This is a genomic window from Achromobacter sp. JUb104 (genome assembly GCF_024806975.1).
GTDB lineage: Bacteria > Pseudomonadota > Gammaproteobacteria > Burkholderiales > Burkholderiaceae_B > Achromobacter > Achromobacter spanius.
On sequence record NZ_JANUEY010000001.1, the window covers coordinates 354,408 to 377,613 of the forward strand.

The following is a 23,206-nucleotide window of genomic DNA, read 5'->3' on the forward strand; positions in this document are numbered from 1 at the left end:
TCTTGCCTAGCGCTGGGAATATATTGTCAGGTCCGCATAGTCAGCGGCATCGGAACTCTCGGGCCAGTACTTAATGCGCAATGTCGCGGCCTGAACGTCCTGATCGAATAGTTCTAAAAGCAGCGTGCCCGCGATAGTAGGCCGCGACTGAGTGGGCCTATAGGTCGCATTGACGTCTTCGGAGTAATTCGGCCGTTTTTCAACTGGCGATATTTCGCGAAGCTGGGTGCTGTTATGGTGTCCGTTTATCGCCACCTGTTCACCCTTGTAGCTGTGGACGCTCAGATACATTGAATATGCTGAATGGTCCGCATCCCAATACGGCAGTTCGATTCGATACGTAATTGCTTTTCCTGCTATGACGCTGACGCCATCCGTTGAAATTCCGGCAGGGTGGGAAATGTTGACGAAACTAAGGTCAGCCTTCATGCCTAAGATTGCCGCGTTTAGCGCTCCAATCGCGACATCCTTGTCCGCGTTTGCTTGCTTAGCTTTGATGATGTTCTCTTCGATCGTCCTGCTCTCCCGGAGAGGGAGTGATGTCTTGGCAGTGTTCCACCATATCGGGGGCGATTCGTCGTGATTGCCGAAATAGCAACGGCGAGCCCATAGTTCGAGGTCTGTCGATTCTCGGGTTTTGGCATATTGGGATACCGAGTACGCTACGATGCCGAGCGCTATGGCCCATCCAAGTGGGCCGAGCAAGCTGGTAACTCCGGCGGCGGCTGCGTGGGCTGCAAAGTACGCGGTCGCAAGGTGAACGACGTGCGCAATGCCGTGGATGAAGGCAGCCTCCCTATCGCCGTTTTTGAGCGATCGGTTTACCGCGAATCCGCTTTGCATCCCGTCCGCAATGCCGGAGAGTGCCGCTGTTACGCCGCCAAACCGCACAAATCCCTTGCCCAGTTCCAGCGCGTTCAATGCAGTTGCTCCGCCGAGGCCGGTCTTGGTCGCGGCGTTGGCAACTCCCCGTATCCCCACGCCCGTCGCTTCAATACCCACACCCACCACCCCCACCGCGCTTGCCGCCACACCCGCGACGGCTTCAGGGTATTGGTCTCCCATCACGCGCTCCAGGTCTTGCAGGCTTCTTGCCAGCCCATCCTGCTGAAAGAACAACGCGCCCATGGACAACGCCAAATCCAGGTTGGCCATCCCACGTATTCCGACAAAAGCGGTATGCGCCCGTAGCTTTGCATCCGCAGCCGTGGTTCGTAGTTGCCCGGCTATCGCATGTGCCTTCGGTTCCAGTCCGCCAATGCCCACCACCACGCTGCGCCAACCGCCTTCCAGGGTCTCCGCCGTGGCATTGGACATTGCGGTTAGCTTGTTTTTCAGTCCTTCAGCGGTATCCGCCACCCAGAACGTGGCTTTGAATATCTGGTTCTGTGCCGGCCCAGGCAGGGTCAGCATGCCGCTGAATATCAGCGCGCGGGCCTTCTTGCCGGTTTCCTTCGCTGCTTTGTCGTATTCCTGGCGCATCTGTTGGGTGAGTAATTCCTGATACTCGCCCAGCGTCAGTTCGATCTGAACTTGCAGCATTTGGACGCGCTCGCATAGCAGCAGGGCGGCTTGATGGACGGTTGCGGCCACGGGTAGAAGCTGTTCTTGCGCCCGTGCGTCCATCGTCAACATCGCGTTGATCATTGCGCCTTGCAGTTGGCCCACGGCATCCCTGACGCTGCTGCGTAGGTACATCTCGCCTTCTTGCGAGGCCATCACGTCTTTGATCGCGGCATACAGCTTGCCGGAATCGTTTGCTTTAAAGCCTTCCGCAAAAGTGGGATGCAAACCTTCAAGCAGGCGGGCGTTCTTGGCCAGTAGCGCCTGGTACAGAATGCTGTCGGGGCTTTCCAGCAAGGATTTCCATAGCCGCTGCGTGGGGCCCAGTTCCGCGCCATCGACTGGGGTAGCTTCGCTGGGACCGCCATCCAGGCAAGCCGCCACCATCTTGGTATACGCCGCTGCTGAATACGGATCGCTTGCCGAGTAGTCGTATCGTGCGATGCGCAGCCAGGCTAGCGATTGCAGCCAACTCACGTAACGGTTGGCCATCACGTCGATCAAGGTTTGCCGGCGTTGCCATTCCTTGTCATGGGCGTCCTGAAACTGCTTGCGGCGTGGCTCGCTGTAGCGTTGTTCCAGGCGTTCGTGATACTCGGTCGTGATGCGCTTGGCAGCAGTTTCCGTTGCGCGCGGCACATCGACAGGCGGTAAATGTGAGCGCGTGCCCAGCACCGGATGGTCATTATGCTGTCGGCGGTATTCGATTTCTTTGTCTACTTCCTGCACCGCTTGCGTGCGCGCCCAGGTCTTCTCAAGCTCTCTGATCTGCAACAGCGCCGCAGAAGTGAATAGCAGATACTGCCGCTCGGCGTTCCCCGCCCAGGCCAGCCGCTCGTTAATCAGCATGTGCCGCTGCTGGTTGAATTCCAGCACGGCGCCCACGGGGTCAGGCAAGGCCAACACCGGAACGCCTTGCGGCAACCCCTGAGTCTTGGCAATGTCGTCGACGTAGTCATTCAGCGGCACGAACCGTGGGGTGCGTAAACGCACGGCGTGCCGGCTGCCAAAATCCACCCCGTCGTACCGGTATTCCCACACGTGATCAGTCAGGAATCCATCCGCGAACTTCAATCCATGCAATATCGCTGGTGGCGTCTCGCGCAGCGCTGTCAGATCGACTTTCACAAAGCGCGCGGAAGGCGCGCGCTGCGCCTTATAGGCATCCAGCACCGGCTCGGGCCACCGGTCTTGCGAGAACGCGATCCACGCTTCCTTGTGGACCTTGGTGTCGATGTGAATGAACGAAGCACGCACGTCATGCCCTTCGCTCGTGCAAGACTGGGACAGCGGCTTGGGGCTGCCTCTTGGCATTCGGTAGGGGTCATATTGGCGCATATGCCCGTCGGCAGTGACCTGATACGCGTGCCAGATTTCCTGATCCAACAGTACATACACATAGCCTTCGCGCAGGATGCGGTACTTGCCCGCCTGCATATCAATGCGTACGCGGTCTTGTTCAGGATCGAAGGGTGACGAGGACGTCGGCGGCAATGGTGCGTCACGCAGCAGCAGGATCGGCATCCCGCCGCGCTCGCAGGCACGGCAGGTGTCCATCGGCACTGCCGTGGTTTCCAACACCGCCAGCCGAATCTGATTGGTGAACGAATCTGCGTGCGAACCCATGAAGCAACTCCCCGTATTGTCCGAGAGGTGAAGACGGTTGCGCCGTTTGGCGTTGCCGTCGAGCACCCAGGCAGGCGCACGGCGCGTCTGAGCCAGAAGCGCGTGCGCCTACCAGATACGGGGTAATGCAATATCCATGCCATGTGACGGGCGCCGAGAAATAACTCAACCATATCAATGGCTTGCGAGGGAATTGGCTGGCTTTTCGAGTCTTGGGTTGAGGGCTGCGGCTTGAAAACACATGTTTTCGACGAGAAATCGGGCCAGATCTGACCCGATTGAGAATAAGCCGATATTTATCAACGGCTTAGATCGAGCCAGAATTGGCCCGATCGGGTCAAATCTGGCCCGGTGCGTTATGAAAGCCCAAAACAGCCATAAAAAAGCCCCCCGACGTATCGGGGGGCTTGATCGCCCGGAGGTAGATCGGGCGATCGGCGCCGGCGGGCTTGGCCCTGCCGGCAGCGGCGGCGATCAGCGCTGCAAATCAGGTGCTCATCTTCTTGACCCAGTCGACGTAGCGGTCGACCCAGCCTTGCAGGAACTTGCGCGTGCCTTCATTGGTGATGGTGTATTGGTCGTCGACCAGGCCGTCGGAATACTGCAGGAAGACTTCTGGGGTGGTCAGCGCGTTGGCGCCTTCGGCGGCCAGGATGTTGCGCAGGTGCTGTTGCATCATCGCGGTGCCGGCGGCGCTGGGGGATGCGCCCACGATGCCGACGGCCTTGCCCGGCCAGGAGTTCTGGCCCCACGGGCGCGAGCCCCAATCGATGGCGTTCTTGATGGCGGCGGGCACCGAGCGGTTGTGCTCGGGCGATACGAAAAGAATGCCTTGCGCGTCGGCGATCTGCTGCTTGAGCTTGGCGGCGGGGGCGGGCAGGTTGTTTTCGTTGTCCTGGTTGTACAGGGGGATGTCGCCCAGGTTCACATACTCGAACTTGAAGTCTGCGGGAACCAGCTTTTCCAGCGCTCGGGCCAATCGCAAATTGATCGAGGCGGCACGCAGGCTGCCGACAAAAACCGCAATCTTGTATGTGCTCATGGGCAAATGCTCCGACGGGAAAAATGGAAAGATCAGTGTAGACCTGGTGCGCGATGCGCTCAATCATCAAGCGCGTGATGTCTTGATGCGAGATGTGTCATTGAAGCCGTCATGCTGAAGCCGTCATGCCATCAGGCTGACGTGCGCCGACACCACGCGCCAACCGGCCGGGGTCCGCATCCAGGTCTGGCTTTGGCGGCCGATGCGCTCGCTGCCTTCGCGCTGGAATTCAATGTTGGTGGTGGCGAAGTCGTTGCCGTAGGTGGTGATGGCGGTGCGCAGGACGCGGCGGGCCAAGCCTTGCGGTGAACGCCCCGCGCGGAATTCGCGGATGGCGTCATAGCCGTAGAGGTTTTCACTGGCGCCGTAGCGCAGCGTGTGGGGGCTGTTCCAGAACAGCGCGTCCAGTTCCTCGACGTCATTCGTGACCAGCGCCGTTTCGTAGCGTTCGAAGGCGGTGGTGACCTCGGCGACGACGTCGGGCAGGTTGATGTCCATGAGCTTTCTCCGAATGCACCGATGTGGTGCGTTGTGTAGGGGTAATCACCAATATGGTGTGTGCTGCGGTGCGCAAAATTCCAGATGCTGCGTCGTACGGTCATTCACACCAGGGAAATGGTGCGGCGCAAGGCTGGCACGGGGATTGCTAGGGTTAACACTGCATAACAAGCTGCACCGTTGCTCAGGAGTTCCGTCATGTCCAGTTCCGCTGTTTCCGCCCCGGTCACCATGCTGGTCACCCGTCACATCGCGCCCGAACGCTATAGCGATTTTCTGTCCTGGATGCGCCAGGGCGAAATTTTGGCGGCGGGGTTCCCCGGCTTCCTGGGATCGGGCGTGCTGCAACCGCCCGAGGGCGGGGACGAGTACCAGATTGTGCTGCGCTTTACCGACGAGGCCAGCCTGTTGCGCTGGGAAAAGTCGCTGCCGCGTCGCATGTGGTTGGAACGCGGCGCGAACCTGGTGCGCGCGAGCCATGAGCATCGCGTCAGCGGCACCGACGGCTGGTTCGCGCCCAAGGCGGCCAGCGCGCCGCCGCGTTGGAAGCAGGCCGTGAGCATCTGGCTGGCTTATTTTCCGGTGCTGCTGGTGTTTTCGATTCTGGTCAGCGAGCACTTGAACATGATGCCGGTGTTCTGGCGCGTGCTGATCACGAGTGTGATATTGACGCCCATTATGGTGTTCATCTGCATCCCGGTCATTTCGCGTGTGTTGCAGCGTTGGCTGCGAGCGGGGTGATTGCGGGCGGTGAACCCTCATCCCCCGCGGCATGAGCCCGGGGCATGAACCCCCACCCCCGGGGCATTGCCGCGCATTCATGCCGCCTTGGCATGCCGCGTGGAGTACAGGCGGTGCAGGGTGATCTTGCGCACTGCGGTCTGGCTGTCATGGATATGGGCTTGCAGCAGTTGCGTGGCGGCGGCGCCGTCACGCGCCAGCACCGCGCGCAAGATCGCGCCATGTTCCTCGTAGGTATTGTCGATGCGGTCTTGCAGCGTGAAGTCCAGCCGGCGCACGATGCGGATGCGCTCGGTGGCGGCGCGGTGCACGCGCGAGATTTCCGGGTTGCCGGCGGCTGCAACCAGGTCGATATGGAAGCGTTCGTCCAGGTCGGCCAGCCATTCGCCATCGTTGGAGCGTTCGCTTGGGCTGACCAGCCACGTGTCCGCCAGCGCTTGCAGCGCGCGTAGCGGATCAGGCACTTGTTGCGGGGCGCACAAGGTCTGGACGGCAGCGGTTTCCAGCACGCTGCGCAGTTCGTAGAAGTGGTCCAGCGTGTTGAAGTCCAGCGGCTTGACCAGCCAGCCGTTGCGCTGCCGCACTTCCAGATAGCCTTCGCGCTCCAGCCGGAACAGCGCTTCACGCACCGGGGTGCGGCTGACCTGTAGCCGTTCCGCGATTTCGGTTTCGGTGAAGCGGTCGCCCGGCGCCAGCCGGAAGTCCAGGATGTCGCGTTTCAAAGCCCCGTAGGCCGTGTCGGCCAGGGTGCGCGGCATGTCGATGGCAGCGAAAGCAGTTTCCATAACGGGGCCTTGATTGCGAAAAAGGTAGGGGGGCGATCGGGCGTTGTCGGGGGGGCGGGTAACTTAATTAAGCGTCAGACTGTCCGGACCCGCGCCGCGCCGGCCTGTTCCAGCGCATAGGCGGCGGCCAGGCAATCGGCCTCGCGCCAGGGGGCGCCGATCAGTTGCACGCCCAGCGGCAAGTGGCCGTCCTGCTCGGCTTCGGGCCAGGTGGGCGCGGTGCACACGGGCAGGCCGATGCACGAGATGGGCTGCGTCAACAAGCCCATGCTGGCGCGCGCCGGCAGTTCCTTGCCCGCCAGCGTCAGCCAGTCGGTGCCGATGGGCGTGGCGGACACGGGCGTGGCGGGCGCGATCAGCACGTCGTACTGGTCGAACAGCGCCAAGGCCTCGCGGTAGACGCGGTGGCGGATGCGTTGCGCCTGCTGCACCCAGGCCGCGGGCACCAGGCTGCCGGCCACGAGGCGGTCGCGGGAATAGGGTTCGTAGTAGTCGTAGTGGGTGACCAGCTTGCGTCGATGCAAGGCCCCGCCTTCGGCCGCCGTGATGATGAAGGCGGCGGCGCGGGCTTGCGTGGCGCCGGGTAGTTCGACGATGGCGGTGGCGTCCAGGGCGCGCGCGGCGATCTCGACGGCGCGGCGCGCGGCGGGGCCGGCCCAATCGTTGAAGTAGCCGCCCAGGACGGCCACGCGCAGCTTGCGCGCGCCAGCCGCAAGCGCGGGTAGCACGGGTTCGGCGGCGTGTTGCGCGCAGGCGGCGTCGTCGGCGTCCGGCCCTTGCAGCGCATCGTAGGCGGCGGCCAGGTCGCTGGCGCTGGCCGCGAACGGCCCCAGGTGATCCAGGCTGCCCACGAACGGAAAGGAACCGGTGCGGGGCAGGCGGCCATAGGTCGGCTTCAAGCCAAAGACGCCGCACAGGGACGCCGGCACGCGTATGGACCCGTTGGTGTCGGAGCCCAAGGTCAGTGGCACCAGTCCGCCCGCGACGGCGGCCGCGCTGCCGCCGGAGGAACCGCCCGCCACGCGGGTGACGTCATGCGGGTTGCGGCAGGGCCCGTAGTGCGTGTTTTCGGTGGTGAAGCCGTAAGCGTGTTCGTCCATGTTCAAGGCGCCGACCAGCACCGCGCCGGCCTCGCGCAGGCGCGTTACCAGGCGGGCGTCGTGACTGGCGGGGGGATTCGCCGCATTGACGCGGCCCCCCGCCAACGTGACTTCGTCGGCGATGTCGAACAGGTTCTTGACGGCGTAAGGCACACCGGCCAGCGGCGGCAGCGCTTCGCCCCGGGCGCGGCGCGCGTCGATGGCGGCGGCTTCCTGGCGCGCGCGGGCTTCGGTGATGGCGGTGAAGCAGTTGTAGCGGGCGTCGCGTTCGCGGATGCGCGCCAAGGTGGCGTCCAGCACCGCGACGGCGCTGCGCTCGCCGCTGGCAACCTGGCGGGCGATGTCGGTGGCGGGGCCGCTCATGGACGGAACACCGATGCGGATTCCAGCTCCACGGGCAGCGGCTCGTCGACAAAGCTAGCCGCAATGTCGTGGATGCGCGCGAACTGCTGCACGACTTCCACCGTGGTGGATTCGCGCAAGGCATAGCCCGACAGCGCCAAGGCGCTGCGCACATATTGATCGATGGTTTCCTGGGTCATGGCGGAGGCTCCCGATAGACGCTGTGTTGACTTACCTGTGTTGCTTGCTTGCAAAACGTTTGCTTGCAGGACGTATGTTCCCGACTTACCTGCGCACTTCGCGCTGGAAAATCTCCAGGCTCAGTTTCTTCATCTGGATGAAGCTGGGTTCGGACAAGGTTTCCACGGTGCGCGGGCGGGCGTCGGTGTAGTCCAGAATTTCAGCCACGCGCGTGGGCCGCTTGGTCAAGAGCAGTACCTGGTCGGCCAGGTACACGGCTTCTTCCAGGTCATGCGACACCAGCAACATCGTCGTGCCGGTCTGCAGGAACACCTCTTGCAGCTTTTCGCGGATGAACAGCGTCATCTCGAAGTCCAGTGCCGAAAACGGTTCGTCCAGGAACAGCACCTCGGGTCCGGGCGCCAGGGCGCGCATGATGGACGCCGTCTGCTGCTGCCCGCCGGACAGTTCATACGGATAGCGCTTCAGGTCGAACTTGACGTCGAACGACGCCACCAGCTCTTCCACGCGGGCATCCACTTCGGCCTTGCTGCGGCCTTCCAGGCGCAGCGGGTAGGCGATGTTGTCGATGGTGCGCAGCCACGGGAACATGGCTTCGCGGTAGTTCTGGAACACGTAGCCGATCTTGGTTTGCGCCAGCGATTTGCCATCGAACAGGATCTCGCCCGAATCAATGGGAATCAGGCCCGCGATCATGTTGATCAGCGTGGACTTGCCGCAGCCGTTGGGGCCGAACACCGAGACGATCTTGCCCTTGGGGATGTCCAGGTTGAAGTCTTCGTACAGCGGCCAGCCCGCGAAATACTTGGTCAGGCCACGGATGGTGATGTGCGTGCCCAGGGGGCCGGGCGCAAATGGCGCGGCGGCGGGGGCGGGGGCGATGATGGGATTGATGACGGTAGACATTTATCGGCCGCTCCAATGGACCACGCGCTTTTCCAGCACAAGAAAAATAATGTTCAGCACATAACCCAGGGCGCCGGCCGCCAGGATCGCCGCATACATCTCGCGCACGTTCAGCACCTGCTGCGAATTGATGATGCGGTTGCCCAGCCCGCTGTCGGACCCGATGAACATCTCGGCCACGATCACGATCACCAGCGCCATCGACACGCCGCTGCGCAAGCCCACGAACGTGGGTTGCAGGCTTTCCCAGATCAGTACGTCCTTGAAGATCTGCCAGCGCGATGCGCCCATCACGCGGGCCGCCATTACGCGCTGCTTGCGTGCATTGATGACGCCATAGGCGCTGTTGAACAGAATCACCAGCACGGCGGCGAATGCCGCGATGGCGATCTTGTTCATGTCCGTGACGCCGAAGATCATCAGGAACAGCGGGATCAGCGCGGACGACGGCGTGGAGCGGAAGAAGTCCACCAGGAACTCCACGCTGCGATACGCCTTTTCATTGCTGCCCAAGAGCACGCCCAGCGGCACGCCGATGACGCCGGCAATGACGAAGGCTTGCAGCGTGCGGTTCAGGGACGACAAGAAGTCCCACAGCAGCGGGCCGCCCGCCAGGCCCTTCACCAAGGCCACGATGGTGGCGCTTGGGGTAGGCAACAGCACGGGGCTGACCAATTGCAGGCGCACGACCAGGTCCCAGATGATGAAGAGTGCCAGCGGGCCGATCAGCGGCAGGAAGCGCGACGCATCGAACTTGCGGGGCGGCGACTTGGCGGGAGCGGCCCCGCTTGCGGCGGAGGCGGCGGGCGTGGCAGACGTTGTTGCTGTCATGGATCAGCCCTTGTAAAGCATGGACGACACGTCGACCTTCTGCGCGAAGATGCCCTTTTCGGTGAACAGGTCGAAGAATTTCTGGAAGTACTGGATGTCGCTTGGCGTGAACTCGTTGTAGAGCGTGTAGGCGGCCAGCGGCACTTCTTCGGTCATGGGGCCTTCGATGGCGGTGTAGCCCTTCATGAAGGGGCGCGCCTCGGCCGGCTTGGTGCGGATCAGTTCAATGCCGCGCGCATAGGCCGCGATGAATTTCTTGCTTTCTTCCGGATGCTTTTTCAGGAAGGCGGTGGTCAGCGAGGCCGACCCGCCGAACCACGGCGCCATGGGATCGCCCAACACGTACTTGGCGATCACGCCGGTTTCCAGCACGCGCGTGGTGCCGTTCAGGCGGCCCACCGTGCCCGTGGGTTCCAGCGTGTAGCACGCATCCAACTGGCCGGCGGCAACCGCGGCTACGTGCTGGCTGATTGCCAACTCGACCACGGTTGCTCCGGTTGCGCCGGCGCGCTCCAGTACTGCTTTGGCCAGCGTGGCGTTCTGGATGCCGGGTCCAGATCCGACCTTTTTCCCCTTGAGGTCTGCTATGGATTTGATGGGACTGTCTTTCGCGACGATGAACTCATCCAGCACGTTCTTCACGTTGCTGGGGTTGGACGCAAAAATCTTGAACAGGCCGGGCGAGGCGATTTCGCCAATGGCCAGGTTGGCCGAGCCCGTGCCGTTGGCGCTGCCGTCCGCGCGGCCGGCCAGCATGGCCTCCATGACCTGCTGCGCGCCCGCGAACTTCAGCGGTTCGACATTCAGGCCGGCTTCCTTGAAATAGCCTTTTTCAACCGCGGCGTAAAACGGCAGGCCGGCGGCAACGGGCCAGAAGCCGATACGGATTACCGGACCCGACTGCGCGCGCACCAGCGCGGGCGCGGCCAGCGTCGCGGCGCCCATGGCGGCGCCCTGGATCAGGCGGCGGCGGGTGGCGTTGAAAGCGAAGGGCGCATTGCGGTTGATCATGAGGGCTCCTGGAGGGCTTGCATTGATTTGGGTCTGAGGCCTGTCTTGTAGACAAGCTTGCATACCAGTCATCAAGCAAAACCCGTGCCAGGTTTGCGCGGGGGTTCCTGCTGGGGCTTCTTCCGGGGTTTGCGCCAAGGTGCTGGCCGCGCGGGCCTCGGGCTGGTGCTTGGCGTGAACCATTTTGGTGCATGGCGCACCATTTAAGGGGACGTATCAAGGGCGAAGTCTGCCGATCGCCTGCCCAAGCACTGGCTACCTGATCCGCCAACCATCAGCCCGTCAGCCCACCAGCCGGTTCGCCAGCGGCTCGCCGCCAGCCCAGCGTTGCAGGTTGTTCACGAACAGCGCACGCACTCGGGCGCTGTTGCCATCCGAAAAACCAGCGCTGTGCGGCGTGACGATGACATTGTCCAACCCCCATAGCAGGGATTCCGGCGGTAGCGGCTCTTGCTGAAAGACGTCCAGGAACGCGCCGCCCAACCGGCCCACCGCCAGCGCCTCGATCAGCGCGGGTTCGTCGATGACATGGCCGCGCGCCACGTTGATGACCGATGCATGCGCGGGCAGGGCGGCCAGCGCGGCGCGGTCGACCAACCCGCGCGTGGCCGAGGTCAGCGGACAGGCCAGCACCAGCCAGTCTGCCTGGGGCAGCAGCCCGCCCAGTTCGTCATACGTGGCGGTGTGGCGTGCCTCGGGCACAGGCGTGGCGGAATGGCGCACCACGGTCAGTGTCAGGCCCAGCGCGCCCAGCAACGCGCCGATGCGCTGGCCGATGGCGCCCCAGCCCACCACCACAGCGTGCTGTCCCGCCAGATCGCGCGGGGTGCGCGCGCCCAACAGCGGTCGCCATGCGCGTGCGCGCTGGTCGGCCGCCAATAAGGGCAGGCGGCGCGCCAAGGCCAGCACGCCGCCGATGGCGGTTTGCGCCACCACGGCGTCGGTCGCGCCTTGCGAGGTGGTAATAGCCACCCCGCGCGCGTGCAGGTGCTGATAGATCTCGCGGTCGGCGCCGGCCGAATGCACGTGCACCCATTGCAGCGCGGGCGCCTCGCGCATGGCGTCGTAATACAGCGCGGTGTCGGGCGTGATCTGGAACTTGGTCGAATCACCGGTGATATCGCGGGACACAAACGCCACCTGCGCATCGCAGGGCTGGCCGGCTTGCGGGTGGCACAGTGTGAAGCGCCGCCCGCCGGTGGCGGGCAGCGCGTGGCGCAAGGTGTCCGCCTCGGCCGGCGAACACAGGATGCGGATCTCTTCTTGCGGCATAGGAGGGCGGCGTCAGGGGCTAAGCGTCAGGGGCTCAGTTGGGGTTGGGTTGGAACTTGCGCACCAGCGCCGCCCACTTGTCGTGTTCCTGCTTGATGAAGGTGGCGAACTGCGCCGGCGTGCCGCCCACGGGTTCAGCGCCCTCGTTCACCATCTGCGTCTGCAGGCCGGGCAACGCGGCGTTGACTTCGCGATTGATGGTGGCCACCACCGTGGGCGGCGTGCCCTTGGGCGCAAAGAAGCCAAACCACGATCCGGCGTCAAAGCCCGCATAGCCGGATTCGGCAATGGTGGGCAGGTCGGGCAGGGTGGCCGAGCGTTGCAACGTGCTGACCGCCAGCGGCCGCAGCTTGCCCGCGCGTATCTGCCCGATCACCGACGGAATGGTGGCGAACATGAAATCGATGCGCCCGGCCAACAGGTCGTTGACCGCATCCGCGCCCTTGTACGGCACGTGCGTGGCTTCCACGCCCAACTGGTCCATCAGCATGTAGCTGGCCAGGTGTGATGACGTGCCCACCCCGGTCGAGCTGTAGTTCAGTTGCTTGGCTTCTTTGACGTACTTCAGGAAGCCCTTGATGTCCTTGGCGGGTGAAGACGGCGGCACCACCAGCACGTTGGGCACCGTGGCGATCTGCACCATGGGAATCAGGTCGGTCAGCGGGTCGAAGGGCAGCTTGGTCAGCGATGAATTGACGGCGATGGGGCCCACGGAATTGACGATCAGGGTGTGTCCGTCAGGAGCGGCGCGCACCACGAATTCCGTGCCGATATTGCCGCCGGCGCCGGGCTTGTTTTCCACCACGAAGGACTGGCCCAATTGTTTGGCCAGCACATTGGAGACGCTGCGCGTCAGGGTGTCGGTGGTGCCGCCCGCGGTGAACGCGACGATCACCCTGACGGGTTTGTCGGGATAGTCCGCGGCAGTCGCGGGCAGAGCGGTACAGGCGCAGGCCGTCGCTGCGGCGGCGAGCAGGGCTCGGGCAGTGTTCATGTTGTCTCCGTTCGTGGTTGTTGTGTGGGCGGTGTCAGCGCCGTGCCGCCACGTCGGCCAGCGCTTTTGAAAAGGGGGGCTTCAGTCAGTCTTTAGCTAGTCAGCTCCGAAAGCTCGGGTCCATGCGGTCCAGCTTGCGCAGCAGGGCCGGCCATTCCATGACGCCGTAAGGGCGCCGCGTGCCGGGCTGATAGTTGTTCCAGGTTTCTTCCAGCACGGCCGGGCTGACGGCGCGCAGGGGCGAGCCCGTGGCCATGGCCGCCAGTTGCGCGCGGCAGGCCAGTTCCAGCCGGTGCATCCAGTTGAAGGCCTCGCCCACCGTGCGGCCCACGGTCAGCGCGCCATGGTTGCGCAGGATCAGCGCCTCGCCCTGGCCCAGGTCGCGCAAGAGCGATTGCTGCTCTTGCAGGTCCAGCACCACGCCTTCGTAGTCGTGATAGCCGATCTTCAGGAAACGCATGGCGGTCTGCGTCAGCGGCAGCAGGCCGCAGTCCAGCGAGGCCACGGCCATGGACGCCCAGCTATGCGTGTGGATCACGCAGTCCACGTCATGGCGCGCGGCGTGCACGGCGCTGTGGATCACGTAGCCGGCCTTGTTGATGCCGTAGTCCAGGTCGCCAAAGTCGGGCTTGGCCAGGATGGTGCCGTCCAGGTCCACCTTGATCAGGCTGGACGCCGTGATCTCTTCGTACATCATCCCGTAGGGGTTGATCAGAAAGGCGTTGTCTTCGCCCGGCACGCGCGACGAGATGTGGTTGGCCATCATGTCGGCCATGCCGTAGTGCTCGACCAGCCGGTAACAGGCGGCGAGGTCGACGCGGGCCTGCCATTCCTGTTCGGAACAGTGCGGCCGCATCGAAGAGATAGGAAGTACACCGGGGGGTAACACGCCCGGGCGTCGGGTGTCAGTCGTCATCGGATATCAAGAAGGTCCTTGGCCGTGGCACGATGCCGCAGCGTCCATGAACCCACTTTATCCGTGTGACTTACCGCGGCCTAGCCATGCACCCGGCATGGGGGCATCACGAATCCAGAAGGGTGGCGCCGGGCCAGGCGCCATGGCGCACCTGGGCGCGCATCACGTCCACCAGCACCACGCGGGCGGCCAGCGCGGCGGGCGACAATTCCTCTTCGTCGATGCAGTAGACGGCGTTGCGCCGGTACAGGAAGGGGTCGTCGATGGGGTGCATGTTCAAGAGGCCCGCCTCGGCCCGCGCGACCGCCGCGCCGGGCTGGATGGTGGCGATGGGGTTGGCCTGCACCAGATCCATCAGGGTCGTCAGGCCGTCTACCTCGACCCCGATCCAGGGTTCGATGCCCGCGCGTTCAAAGGCGGCTTCGACCCAGGCGCGCAGGCCGTGCGCCTTGCTGGTCACCGCCAGCGGCAGGCCCGCCAATTCGGCAATGGTGGTGGGCTCGCCATCGGCCAGCGCAACCATGCCGCGCCGGGCCAGCAGGAACAAGCGTTCATCCAGCACGGGGATGGCGCTGCGACCCTGGCCGCTGTCGTTCTGAAACAGCACGGCCAGGTCCAGGCGGCGGCTGCCAAGCTGTTCGCCCAGGTTGCCCGACAAGCCTTCCACCAGATGCAGCCGCACATTGGGATAGCGTTCGGCCATGGCGGCATAGAACGGTTTGGCCAGCAGTGACGCGGTGGTGGGCGCAAAGCCCACGCTGACCATGCCGGCCAGCCGGGCCTCGCGCGCGGCGGCCACGGCGTTATCCGCGTGCCGCAGCGTCAAGCGGGCCTGCCGCAAGAAAGCGGTGCCGGCGGCGGTGGCCACAACCCCAGTGTGCGTGCGCATCAGCAGCCGCGTCGCCAGCTCGCTTTCCAGCCGGCTGATCTGCTGGCTTAGCGCCGAGGCGACCACGCCCAGATCACGCGCCGCGCGGCCGATGCTGCCCAGTTCAGCCACGCGGACGAAATAGCGGAGTTGTCGAAGTTCCATGGATAAGGCGAGGGAAGAGAGATTGCCGGATAGTAGCGGCGAGCCCTTGATATTGCGCGGATTTCACCGCGAAAGCCGTTCAAAAAAGTGTCAGGTATCTGACTTTGGGCTGAATATCAAACGAAAATTGTTTACACTCGCATCCTCAAAACTGAAGTCGGAACGGCCCGCCGCGGGGGCGGATACCGTTCGAGTCACGGGAGAAAGTCGATGCGCAAGTTGTTGTTGGGAGCGGTGCTGGCCGCGGCGGTATTCGGGGGAACGGCCCACGCGGCGGCAGAGCCTCGCGCCGTGGTCGCCACCTATTCGGATCTGGCGCTGGCGGGCTATGAAGACTCGCTGACCGCCGCCAAGACGCTGCGCACGGCCATCAACGCGCTGATCGCCAAGCCCAGCCCCGACACGCTGAAGGCCGCGCGCGAAGCCTGGCTGGCGGCCCGGGTGCCGTACCAGCAAACCGAGGCCTACCGCTTCGGCAACCCCATCGTTGACGACTGGGAAGGCCGCGTGAACGCCTGGCCGCTGGACGAAGGCCTGATCGATTATGTCGATGCTTCCTACGGTACCGAAAACGACGAAAACGCTTTCTACGCCGTCAACGTCATCGCCAATTCCAAGATCTCGGTGGGCGGCAAGACGGTGGACGTCAGCAAGATCACGCCGCAACTGCTGTCTGAAGTGCTGCACGAAGCCGACGGCAACGAGGCCAACGTGGCCACGGGCTATCACGCCATCGAATTCCTGCTTTGGGGCCAGGACCTGAACGGCTCTGGCCCCGCGCCGGCCGACCGCAAGGGCACGCCGCAAGAGCGCCATTCGGGCAACCGCCCGCATACGGACTTCGACACCAAGCAATGCACGGGCGGCCACTGCGAGCGCCGCATTGAATTCCTGAAGGCCGTGACGGATCTGCTGGTGACCGACCTGGAAGAAATGGTGGGTAACTGGAAGAAGGACGGCGCCGCGCGCAAGGCCGTCGAAGAAGATCCCAAGGCAGGGCTGATTGCCATGCTGACCGGTCTGGGCAGCCTGTCGTACGGCGAACTGGCCGGCGAACGCATGAAGCTGGGCCTGATGCTGCATGACCCCGAAGAAGAGCACGACTGCTTCTCGGACAACACCCACAACTCGCACTACTACGACCAGATCGGCATCCGCAACGTCTATCTGGGCACCTACACCCGCATCGACGGCAAAGAGGTCAAGGGCGCAAGCTTGTCCGAACTGGTCAAGGCTCGCGATCCGAAGCTGGATGCCGAAGTGCGCGCCAAGCTGGACGCCACCGTGGCCGCCATGCAGGCCATGAAGACCCGCGCTGAAACGGTCGAAACCTATGACCAGATGATTGCGGACGGCAACAAGGAAGGCAACGCCGTGGTGCAGGCCGCCATTGACCGCCTGGTGGACCAAACCCGCAGCCTGGAGCGCGTGATCACGCTGCTTGAGCTGGGCAAGGTGGCCATCGAAGGTTCCGACAGCCTGGACAAACCTGACGCCGTATTCAAGTGAAACTCGTACTAGCCGCCGTACTGGCGGCGTCGGCTCATGCCGGCGCCGCCGCCACTGAAGTGACTGTCGGGCGTGATGACCTTACGCCCGAAGACCAAAAGCGCGTCACCGCCATCACCGCGCCCACGCGCGACTTTTCAAAGGTCGAATCCTTTGAAACCATGCAGGCGGGCGCCGCGACCACCAACAAACTGATCAACGCCGATATCTTTTCCCAGCCCTCGGCCAACATGAGCTTCGAGGGGCGCCAGGAATTCCAGGTTGGCAATGGCCTGTTCCGCAAGGACTGGGTGTCGGCGCCGGCCTCGACGCAGGCGTCCGATGGCCTGGGCCCGCTATTCAACGCGCGCTCGTGCCAGGCCTGTCATACCAAGGACGGACGCGGCACGGTGCCCGGGTTCGATCCCTTGGAACGCACGGACGCCGTGGCGCTGCTGTTGCGCCTGGCCGTGCCGCATGGCCCCGATCGTGGCCACCCCAAGCTGGCCCCGGGCGAAATCGCCGAGCTGCCCGAACCCGTCTACGGCGTGCAGTTGCAGAACTTCGCGGTGGCGGGACTGCCCGCCGAAGGCCGGATGGAGATCGAGTACGAGCCCATTCCGGTGGCCCTGAATGGCGGCGAAACCGCCACGCTGATGAAGCCCACTTACCGCATCGAAAACCCCGGCTACGGCCCGATGCGCGCCGACACGCAGATCTCGCCACGCCTGGCGCCGCCGATGATCGGCCTGGGCTTGCTGGAATCCATCCACGAAGCCGACATCCTGGCCAACGTGGGGGCGGACAAGCGCGATGGCATCGTCGGCAAGCCCAACTGGGTGACCGATGCGCGTACCGGCAAGCGCGCGCTGGGGCGCTTCAACCTGAAGGCCGGCCAACCTACCGTCGAACAGCAGAGCGCCGCGGCGTTCTCCAACGACATGGGCTTGTCCACGCCGATGTTCCCCAAGCATTCGGGCGATTGCACGCCCGCGCAGAAGCAGTGCCTGGACATGCCGCACGGGGCGCAGCCGCGCTTTGGTCCGGAAGAAGTGCCGGCCAAGCTGATGGACTTCATCACCACCTATTCCACCAACCTGGCCGTGCCGCAGCGCCGCGACGCGGACGACGCGCGCGTGCTGGCGGGCAAGAAGCTGTTCTATGAAGCCAATTGCGTGGCGTGCCACGTGCCCAAGTACGTGACGAGCCGCAACGCCAAGCAGCCGGAGCATCGCTTCCAACTGATCTGGCCCTACACCGACATGCTGGTGCACGACATGGGCGACGACCTGGCCGATGGCGTGTCTGACGGCCAGGCCAATGGCCGCGAGTGGCGCACGCCGCCGCTGTGGGGCATTGGCCTGACCAAGACCGTGAACCCGTCGGCCACGTGGCTGCATGACGGGCGCGCGCGCACCTTGCTGGAAGCCGTGCTGTGGCATGGCGGCGCGGGCAAGCCCTCGCGCGACCGCGTGGTGGCAATGACGCCTGAAGAGCGCGCCGATCTGATCCGTTTCCTGGAGTCGCTGTAAATGGCCCGATACGCCTTGATGACCCGATACGCTGCCATGACCCGATTCTTGCCTGCCGGGTTCAAGCCTGCTGTGTTCAAGCCTGCTGTGTTCAAGCCTGCCCTGGCGGCTGTGCTGGCGTTGTCGGCCGCCTTGGTAATACCGATGAGCGCGCAAGCCCAGTCGCAAGCCGGGTCTCAAGCTACCCTGCCGGCTGACCTGGGCGAACGGCTGGCGCGTGATTACGCGCGTCCGGCCGTGGGCAAGATGGTGGATGCTGCCGCCGCGTTGGACGGCGCGCTGGGCGGCTGGTGCGCCAAGCCGGATGCAGCAGGCGCGGCGCGTGTGGGTGAGGCCTACACGCAATTGGCGCTGGCTTGGTCGGGCGTGGAGATTCTGCGCTTTGGGCCGCTGGTGCAGGCCAACCGCTTTGAGCGGCTGGCCTTCTGGCCCGACACGCGCGGTGTGATGCCCCGGCAAGTGCAGCAACTGATTGCTGCCAAGGACGAAGCCTTGCTGGCGCCGGGCGCGCTGGCCGGCCGCAGCGTGGCGGTGCAAGGCCTGCCCGCGCTGGAATATGTGTTGTACGGCGACCCGTCGCTGTTGAAGCAAAGCACGCAAAGCACCGCGCCCACCTTCGCCTACGCGTGCGGCTATGCGCGCGCGGTGGCCGCCAACGTCGCCACGATATCGCGCGATCTGGCGCAGGCCTGGAGCGCGCAGGGCGATTTCGGTGGCCAGTTCGCCAAGCCGCAGTCGGGCAACGACCTGTACCGCAACTCGCAGGAAGTGGCGGCCGAAGCCATGAAGGCCTTGTCGACCGGCCTCCAATTTGCGCGCGACGTGAAGATCTTGCCGGTGCTGGGCGAGTCGCCCGATGCCGCGCGGCCCAAGCGCGCGGCATTCTGGCGCAGCGGGCTGTCCACGCGCCTGTTGGCCGCGAACCTGGACGGCCTGAAGGCGTTTTACCAGGCCGGCGCGTACCCCTTACCGGCGGGCGATGAGTGGATAGACGGCTCGGTGCGTGGCGAACTGCAGGCCGCCGCGCAAACCCTGCAAGCCGTGCCGGTGCCGCTGGACGCGGCGCTGCAAACCGAAGAAGGTCGTCGCTTGTTGGTGCTGGCTTCCCTGACCATCAAGAACGCCAAGGACATCGTCGACCAAAACCTGGCGCCCGCGTTGGGCGTCACCATCGGATTCAATGCGCTTGATGGTGATTGACCGCCGCCGCTTCTTGTCGATGGCCGTGGCGCTGGGCCTGTCACCCGCCGCCGCGCGGGCGGCGTTGCCGGCCGACGGCGGGCCGCTGTATCTGAGCGCGCGCAAGCGCGGTGGTCGTGACGAAGCCGTGCTGCTGGACGAGGCCGGGCACGACCGCCTGGTGGTGCCGATGCCCGCTCGCGGCCACAGCTTTGCGATTGATTCTGCCCGCAATCGCGCCGTGGTGTTCGGTCGCCAACCCGGCTTTTTCGCCGTGGCGTTTTCGCTGCGCGAGGGCGGCGAGCCCCAGGCGCTGCCGGTGCCCGACGAACGCCATTTCTTCGGCCATGGCGCGTTCGTGGATGGCGGACGTTTGCTGGTCTCCACGGAAAATGATTTCGAGGTCGGGCGCGGCGTACTGGGCATTTACGATGCCTCGCCGGGCGGGGCGTGGCGGCGCGTCGGCGAATTCGACTCAGGCGGCATCGGCCCGCACGAAGTCGTGCTGATGCCCGACGGCAAAACGCTGTGCGTGGCCAATGGCGGCATCCTGACGCATCCCGATTACGGCAAGCTGGAACTCAACCTGGATACGATGCGGCCGTCGCTGGCCTATATCGACGCGGCTAGCGGCCAACTGCTGGAAAAGGTGGAACTGGCGCCCGCGCTGCATCGCTTGTCGATCCGGCACCTGGCGCTGGCGGGCGATGGTTGCGTGTGGTTCGGCTGCCAATACATGGGGCCCGCCGCCGACCGGCCCGCGCTGGTGGGACGGCATCGCCGGGGTTCACCGCTGGAACTGTTCGAAGGGCCGGCCGAGACGCTGCGCAACATGCGCAACTACGTGGGCTCGGTATCGGTGGACGCGGCGGGCAGCATCATCGCCACGTCCAGCCCCGTGGGCGGGCAGGTGATCTATTGGGATGCGGCCAGCGGCCGCTGCCTGGGCACAACGCAATTGGCCGACGGCTGCGGCGTGGCGCCCGCACCGCAAGCCGGCTTTCTGGTCAGCAGCGGTTTGGGCGCCATGTTGCGCACCGATGCCGCGGGCCATGAAACGCCGGTGCTGCCGCCGTCGCGCGAACAGTCCTGGGACAACCACTTCCGCATCGTTCCGGCCTGAAAGCAGGTTGAAAAGCAGGTTGAAAAACAGGCTGAAAAACAAGCTGACAAGCACCCGCCGCATCGCTTACAAAGCTTGACATAGCCAGGCTGCGGCGCGCCCCTTTGCGTATCCGCCATCTGATACAGTTTTCGGTTGTCATTTTTGTTGGAGATTCCATGGAAGACGCCTTGAACGAATTCAACGCCTGGGCCCCCAGGCTGGTGGAGATGGGCATCAATTTGCTGGTCGCCCTGTTGATCCTGATCATCGGCTGGTGGGTGTCGTCGTTGCTGGGCAGTTGGGTTCGACGCGCCGCCACACGGTCCAGCAAGATCGATCCGACCATCGTGCCGATGTTCTACAGCACGGTCGTCTGGGCGGTGCGTATCTTCACGGTGATCGCGGTGCTGGCGCGCTTTGGCGTGCAGACGGCGAGCTTGATCGCGGTCTTGGGCGCCGCCGGCCTGGCAGTCGGTTTGGCCTTGCAAGGCACGCTGCAAAACATCGCGGCCGGCATCATGCTGCTGATCCTGCGGCCCATCCGCGCCGGTGAATACGTGGCCCTGAGTTCGGGCTCCGAAGGCACGGTGGAAGAGGTCGGCCTGTTCCTGACCCGCTTGGTCCAGGGGGACGGCATTCATCTGACCCTGCCTAACAGCACGGTATGGAACGCCACCATCATCAACTACAGCCGCAACAAAACCCGTCGTCTGGATATCCCGGTGCCGGTGCGCTATGGCGATGATCTAAACGCGGTGCTGGCCAAGCTGAACGAAATCGTGGCCGCGCGTCCGGATGCGCTGAAGGACCCGGAACCGCAGGTGAAGGTGTTCGAATACAAGGAAAGCGGCGTCATCGTGAACGTGCGCGTCTGGGCGGAAAGCAGCAAGTACTGGGATCTGCGTTGGGGCCTGTACCAGCAGATTCGCACGTCGCTGGAAGCGGCCGGCTTCCAACCGCCGATTCCGCTGCGCGAAATCCAGAACCCCAAGACGGCGGGCAACGCCGACGCGGCGGCCTGATCGCCTTCGTTGGGTCTTCAATGCAAGCGGGCGCCTCGGTTCATCCAGGCGCCCGTTTTTTATCTGGCCAGGGGGAGATCAGGCCTGCATGACCAGCCGCGCCAATTCCGCCTTGATCCAGCCTGCGATTTCGCGCTGGCGCTGGGCCGGCATGCGGTCGATGATGGCCGTGACGCTCACCGCCAGCAGCGGCGAGCCGTGTGCGTCCAGCAGCGCGCAGCCCACGCCCAGCGCACCGCGCACGGCGTGGTTGCCCACCACCGAATAGCCGCGCGCGCGGGTGTTGTCGATCAGCCGGTACATTTCCTGGGGCGTCATGCCGCCGTACTCGTCGAGCCGGCCCGAATTGCGTTCCACGATGCCGCGCGCCAGGTCGTCCGGCAACGCGGCCAGCAAGGCCATGCCGCCCGAGCCCACGCCCAGCGGCTGACGCTTGCCGGCATAGGTGGCAAGGATCTGCACCGGGTAGCTGCCGATCTCGCGATGCAGGCTGATGGAATCGTCGTCTTCGCGCACCACCAGGAAGACGGCGTCGCCCGTGCGGTCGGCCAGGCGGCGTAGCACCGGCAGCAGTTGGCGCACGCGCGGATCGCGTGAGCGCGTGTCGGGGTCCACCGCCAATTGGGCGCGGTACTTTTTGGTGCCCGTAACCGGCAGCACCAGCCCGGCATCAAGCAGGGCGGCCAGCAGGCGGTAAATGGTGGGGCGCTGTATGCCCGTCAAGCGGGCGATATCGGTCACGCTGAGGCCATCGGGACCTTGGTCGCGCAGGGCGGCCAGCACGGCCAGTCCGCGCCGCAAAGTCCGTGGGCCTGCTGACGCGGCATCACTGTCTGGCATGCAAATCTCTGAAAAAGCTAGGGTTATTCCGGAACGGTCAAGGGAAAACCATTGTCCGTAGCGTGGACTCTACCTTGATGCAACCGTCGTGTATAGATCAGAATGCGTCATCCAATAATTCAAATCGTCCATCTAATGGACAGTACCTGCACGGAGACACTATGACTACAGGTCAAAAGCCTGGCCTGCGGCGTTTCGCCGCCACCCTTCTGGCCACCGCCGCAAGCGCATTCGCAATGGGTTCCGCACACGCCGCCTACCCAGACAAGCCCGTCCGTATCGTGGTCGGTTTTTCCGCCGGTGGCACCACCGACGTGATCGCCCGCATCATGGCCAAGGAACTTACCGAGTCCCTGGGCCAATCGTTCGTGGTTGAAAACAAGCCGGGCGCCGGCAGCAACATCGCCACCGACCAGGTGAAGCGCGCCGACCCGGACGGCTACACGCTGCTGTTCGTGGCCGTGACCAGCGCCATCAACCAGACGCTGTACAAGAACGTCAACTTCGACCTGACCAAGGATTTCGCCCCGGTGGCGCTCGGCGCGAAAGTGCCGAACATCCTGGTCGTGAACCCGCAAGTGCCGGTGAAGTCGGTCAAAGAACTGGTCGACTACGCGAAGAAAAACCCCGGCAAGCTGGCATTTGCCTCGTCGGGCAGCGGCACGTCCATCCATATGGCGGGCGAGCTCTTCAAGATGAAGGCGGGCATCGACGTCCTGCACGTGCCTTACAAGGGCAGCGCCCCGGCCATGACCGACCTGATCGGCGGCCAGGTGCAGTTCATGTTCGACAACATGCCGTCTGCCTGGCCGCACGCCCAAACGGGCAAGCTGCGCGCTCTGGCCGTGACCACCACCGACCGCTCCAAGAGCGCGCCGGACCTGCCCACGATGCAGGAATCGGGCTTTGAGGGTTTCGACGTGTCGTCGTGGTTTGGCCTGTTGGCGCCGGCCGGTACGCCGCCGGAAGTGATCAACAAGCTGAACGCCGCCATGCAGAAGGCCTTGGACACCCCCTCCGTGCAGACCAGCTATGAGAAGCTGGGCGCCGTGGGCGTGAAGACGACGCCGGCCGAATTTGGCGCGTTCATCAAGTCGGAAGTCGACGGCTGGGCCCCGGTGGTCAAGGCCTCGGGCGCCAAGGTGGACTGATGCCTGGATTGCCCCGGCAGGCTTGCCG

At 64.3% G+C, this 23,206-nt stretch carries 21 protein-coding genes; 7 read left to right on the plus strand and 14 right to left on the minus strand.

Annotated features, from left to right (window positions below):
* Positions 1 to 6: 6 nt before the first annotated feature.
* From M2361_RS01655 to hpxZ, 3 genes are all read right to left on the minus strand, one after another.
* The gene (locus M2361_RS01655; RefSeq protein ID WP_259245925.1) at positions 7 to 3,189 is read right to left on the minus strand and encodes a T6SS effector BTH_I2691 family protein; all 3,183 of its coding nucleotides are present in this window, start codon (positions 3,187 to 3,189) and stop codon (positions 7 to 9) included.
* 487 nt (positions 3,190 to 3,676) lie between these two features.
* The gene (locus M2361_RS01660; RefSeq protein WP_259245926.1) at positions 3,677 to 4,231 is read right to left on the minus strand and encodes an NADPH-dependent FMN reductase; all 555 of its coding nucleotides are present in this window, start codon (positions 4,229 to 4,231) and stop codon (positions 3,677 to 3,679) included.
* A gap of 123 nt (positions 4,232 to 4,354) precedes the next feature.
* The gene (hpxZ, locus tag M2361_RS01665) at positions 4,355 to 4,729 is read right to left on the minus strand and encodes an oxalurate catabolism protein HpxZ (RefSeq protein ID WP_259245927.1); all 375 of its coding nucleotides are present in this window, start codon (positions 4,727 to 4,729) and stop codon (positions 4,355 to 4,357) included.
* Positions 4,730 to 4,927: 198 nt separating this feature from the next.
* On the opposite strand from hpxZ, the gene M2361_RS01670 reads away from it, so the two are divergent.
* Complete coding sequence (locus tag M2361_RS01670; protein ID WP_259245928.1) at positions 4,928 to 5,470, plus strand: antibiotic biosynthesis monooxygenase; 543 nt, start codon at positions 4,928 to 4,930, stop codon at positions 5,468 to 5,470.
* 77 nt (positions 5,471 to 5,547) lie between these two features.
* On the opposite strand, the gene M2361_RS01675 is transcribed toward M2361_RS01670, so the two are convergent.
* The 10 genes from M2361_RS01675 to M2361_RS01720 form a co-directional block, all read right to left on the minus strand.
* Entirely contained in the window at positions 5,548 to 6,255 is a 708-nt protein-coding gene (locus M2361_RS01675) for a GntR family transcriptional regulator (protein WP_259245929.1), read from the minus strand.
* Between the two features lie 74 nt (positions 6,256 to 6,329).
* Positions 6,330 to 7,718 carry an AtzE family amidohydrolase gene (locus M2361_RS01680; protein ID WP_259245930.1) on the minus strand — a complete coding sequence of 463 codons (1,389 nt, stop codon included), beginning with the start codon at positions 7,716 to 7,718 and terminating at the stop codon, positions 6,330 to 6,332.
* Positions 7,715 to 7,897 carry a DUF4089 domain-containing protein gene (locus M2361_RS01685; protein WP_050448639.1) on the minus strand — a complete coding sequence of 61 codons (183 nt, stop codon included), beginning with the start codon at positions 7,895 to 7,897 and terminating at the stop codon, positions 7,715 to 7,717. Before M2361_RS01685 ends, M2361_RS01680 begins: the two co-directional genes overlap by 4 nt.
* An 85-nt stretch (positions 7,898 to 7,982) precedes the next feature.
* Entirely contained in the window at positions 7,983 to 8,804 is an 822-nt protein-coding gene (locus M2361_RS01690) for an ABC transporter ATP-binding protein (protein WP_259245931.1), read from the minus strand.
* Positions 8,805 to 9,635 carry an ABC transporter permease gene (locus M2361_RS01695; RefSeq protein ID WP_259245932.1) on the minus strand — a complete coding sequence of 277 codons (831 nt, stop codon included), beginning with the start codon at positions 9,633 to 9,635 and terminating at the stop codon, positions 8,805 to 8,807.
* 3 nt (positions 9,636 to 9,638) lie between these two features.
* Entirely contained in the window at positions 9,639 to 10,646 is a 1,008-nt protein-coding gene (locus M2361_RS01700; protein ID WP_259245933.1) for an ABC transporter substrate-binding protein, read from the minus strand.
* A 282-nt stretch (positions 10,647 to 10,928) separates the two neighbouring features.
* Entirely contained in the window at positions 10,929 to 11,918 is a 990-nt protein-coding gene (locus M2361_RS01705) for an NAD(P)-dependent oxidoreductase (protein ID WP_259245934.1), read from the minus strand.
* 34 nt (positions 11,919 to 11,952) lie between these two features.
* Complete coding sequence (locus M2361_RS01710) at positions 11,953 to 12,912, minus strand: tripartite tricarboxylate transporter substrate binding protein (protein WP_100856650.1); 960 nt, start codon at positions 12,910 to 12,912, stop codon at positions 11,953 to 11,955.
* A 100-nt stretch (positions 12,913 to 13,012) separates the two neighbouring features.
* Positions 13,013 to 13,828, minus strand: a complete 816-nt coding sequence (locus M2361_RS01715; RefSeq protein WP_259245935.1) for a class II aldolase/adducin family protein — start codon at positions 13,826 to 13,828, stop codon at positions 13,013 to 13,015.
* A 106-nt stretch (positions 13,829 to 13,934) separates the two neighbouring features.
* A complete protein-coding gene (locus M2361_RS01720; protein WP_259245936.1) occupies positions 13,935 to 14,861 on the minus strand; it encodes a LysR family transcriptional regulator in 927 nt (308 codons plus the stop codon).
* Between the two features lie 210 nt (positions 14,862 to 15,071).
* Between M2361_RS01720 and M2361_RS01725 the strand changes: the two genes are divergently transcribed.
* From M2361_RS01725 to M2361_RS01745, 5 genes are all read left to right on the plus strand, one after another.
* Positions 15,072 to 16,370 (plus strand): imelysin family protein, encoded by a 1,299-nt coding sequence (locus M2361_RS01725; RefSeq protein WP_100856647.1) that lies wholly within the window; start codon positions 15,072 to 15,074, stop codon positions 16,368 to 16,370.
* Positions 16,367 to 17,881: a di-heme oxidoredictase family protein gene (locus M2361_RS01730; protein ID WP_259245937.1), complete on the plus strand. Its 1,515-nt coding sequence runs from the start codon at positions 16,367 to 16,369 to the stop codon at positions 17,879 to 17,881. Before M2361_RS01725 ends, M2361_RS01730 begins: the two co-directional genes overlap by 4 nt.
* Positions 17,882 to 18,025: 144 nt before the next feature.
* Entirely contained in the window at positions 18,026 to 19,081 is a 1,056-nt protein-coding gene (locus M2361_RS01735) for an imelysin family protein (protein WP_259249212.1), read from the plus strand.
* On the plus strand, positions 19,071 to 20,183 hold the full coding sequence (locus tag M2361_RS01740; protein WP_259245938.1) for a DUF1513 domain-containing protein: 1,113 nt from the start codon (positions 19,071 to 19,073) through the stop codon (positions 20,181 to 20,183). The genes M2361_RS01735 and M2361_RS01740 overlap by 11 nt, the downstream gene beginning before the upstream one ends.
* Before the next feature lie 158 nt (positions 20,184 to 20,341).
* On the plus strand, positions 20,342 to 21,187 hold the full coding sequence (locus tag M2361_RS01745) for a mechanosensitive ion channel family protein (protein ID WP_100856644.1): 846 nt from the start codon (positions 20,342 to 20,344) through the stop codon (positions 21,185 to 21,187).
* Positions 21,188 to 21,265: 78 nt separating this feature from the next.
* Here the strand turns inward: M2361_RS01745 and M2361_RS01750 are convergent, their stop codons facing one another.
* Positions 21,266 to 22,027, minus strand: a complete 762-nt coding sequence (locus tag M2361_RS01750) for an IclR family transcriptional regulator (RefSeq protein WP_100856643.1) — start codon at positions 22,025 to 22,027, stop codon at positions 21,266 to 21,268.
* A gap of 161 nt (positions 22,028 to 22,188) precedes the next feature.
* Between M2361_RS01750 and M2361_RS01755 the strand changes: the two genes are divergently transcribed.
* Complete coding sequence (locus M2361_RS01755) at positions 22,189 to 23,178, plus strand: tripartite tricarboxylate transporter substrate binding protein (protein WP_259245939.1); 990 nt, start codon at positions 22,189 to 22,191, stop codon at positions 23,176 to 23,178.
* Positions 23,179 to 23,206 lie beyond the last annotated feature (28 nt).

What these genes read in the sequence shown, in the direction of transcription:
- M2361_RS01655 (WP_259245925.1), bottom strand. Translation starts at nt 3,189, where the DNA reads ATGGGTTCGCACGCAGATTCGTTCACCAATCAGATTCGGCTGGCGGTG.
- M2361_RS01660 (WP_259245926.1), bottom strand. Translation starts at nt 4,231, where the DNA reads ATGAGCACATACAAGATTGCGGTTTTTGTCGGCAGCCTGCGTGCCGCC.
- hpxZ (WP_259245927.1), bottom strand. Translation starts at nt 4,729, where the DNA reads ATGGACATCAACCTGCCCGACGTCGTCGCCGAGGTCACCACCGCCTTC.
- M2361_RS01670 (WP_259245928.1), top strand. Translation starts at nt 4,928, where the DNA reads ATGTCCAGTTCCGCTGTTTCCGCCCCGGTCACCATGCTGGTCACCCGT.
- M2361_RS01675 (WP_259245929.1), bottom strand. Translation starts at nt 6,255, where the DNA reads ATGGAAACTGCTTTCGCTGCCATCGACATGCCGCGCACCCTGGCCGAC.
- M2361_RS01680 (WP_259245930.1), bottom strand. Translation starts at nt 7,718, where the DNA reads ATGAGCGGCCCCGCCACCGACATCGCCCGCCAGGTTGCCAGCGGCGAG.
- M2361_RS01685 (WP_050448639.1), bottom strand. Translation starts at nt 7,897, where the DNA reads ATGACCCAGGAAACCATCGATCAATATGTGCGCAGCGCCTTGGCGCTG.
- M2361_RS01690 (WP_259245931.1), bottom strand. Translation starts at nt 8,804, where the DNA reads ATGTCTACCGTCATCAATCCCATCATCGCCCCCGCCCCCGCCGCCGCG.
- M2361_RS01695 (WP_259245932.1), bottom strand. Translation starts at nt 9,635, where the DNA reads ATGACAGCAACAACGTCTGCCACGCCCGCCGCCTCCGCCGCAAGCGGG.
- M2361_RS01700 (WP_259245933.1), bottom strand. Translation starts at nt 10,646, where the DNA reads ATGATCAACCGCAATGCGCCCTTCGCTTTCAACGCCACCCGCCGCCGC.
- M2361_RS01705 (WP_259245934.1), bottom strand. Translation starts at nt 11,918, where the DNA reads ATGCCGCAAGAAGAGATCCGCATCCTGTGTTCGCCGGCCGAGGCGGAC.
- M2361_RS01710 (WP_100856650.1), bottom strand. Translation starts at nt 12,912, where the DNA reads ATGAACACTGCCCGAGCCCTGCTCGCCGCCGCAGCGACGGCCTGCGCC.
- M2361_RS01715 (WP_259245935.1), bottom strand. Translation starts at nt 13,828, where the DNA reads ATGACGACTGACACCCGACGCCCGGGCGTGTTACCCCCCGGTGTACTT.
- M2361_RS01720 (WP_259245936.1), bottom strand. Translation starts at nt 14,861, where the DNA reads ATGGAACTTCGACAACTCCGCTATTTCGTCCGCGTGGCTGAACTGGGC.
- M2361_RS01725 (WP_100856647.1), top strand. Translation starts at nt 15,072, where the DNA reads ATGCGCAAGTTGTTGTTGGGAGCGGTGCTGGCCGCGGCGGTATTCGGG.
- M2361_RS01735 (WP_259249212.1), top strand. Translation starts at nt 18,026, where the DNA reads ATGAGCGCGCAAGCCCAGTCGCAAGCCGGGTCTCAAGCTACCCTGCCG.
- M2361_RS01740 (WP_259245938.1), top strand. Translation starts at nt 19,071, where the DNA reads ATGGTGATTGACCGCCGCCGCTTCTTGTCGATGGCCGTGGCGCTGGGC.
- M2361_RS01745 (WP_100856644.1), top strand. Translation starts at nt 20,342, where the DNA reads ATGGAAGACGCCTTGAACGAATTCAACGCCTGGGCCCCCAGGCTGGTG.
- M2361_RS01750 (WP_100856643.1), bottom strand. Translation starts at nt 22,027, where the DNA reads ATGCCAGACAGTGATGCCGCGTCAGCAGGCCCACGGACTTTGCGGCGC.
- M2361_RS01755 (WP_259245939.1), top strand. Translation starts at nt 22,189, where the DNA reads ATGACTACAGGTCAAAAGCCTGGCCTGCGGCGTTTCGCCGCCACCCTT.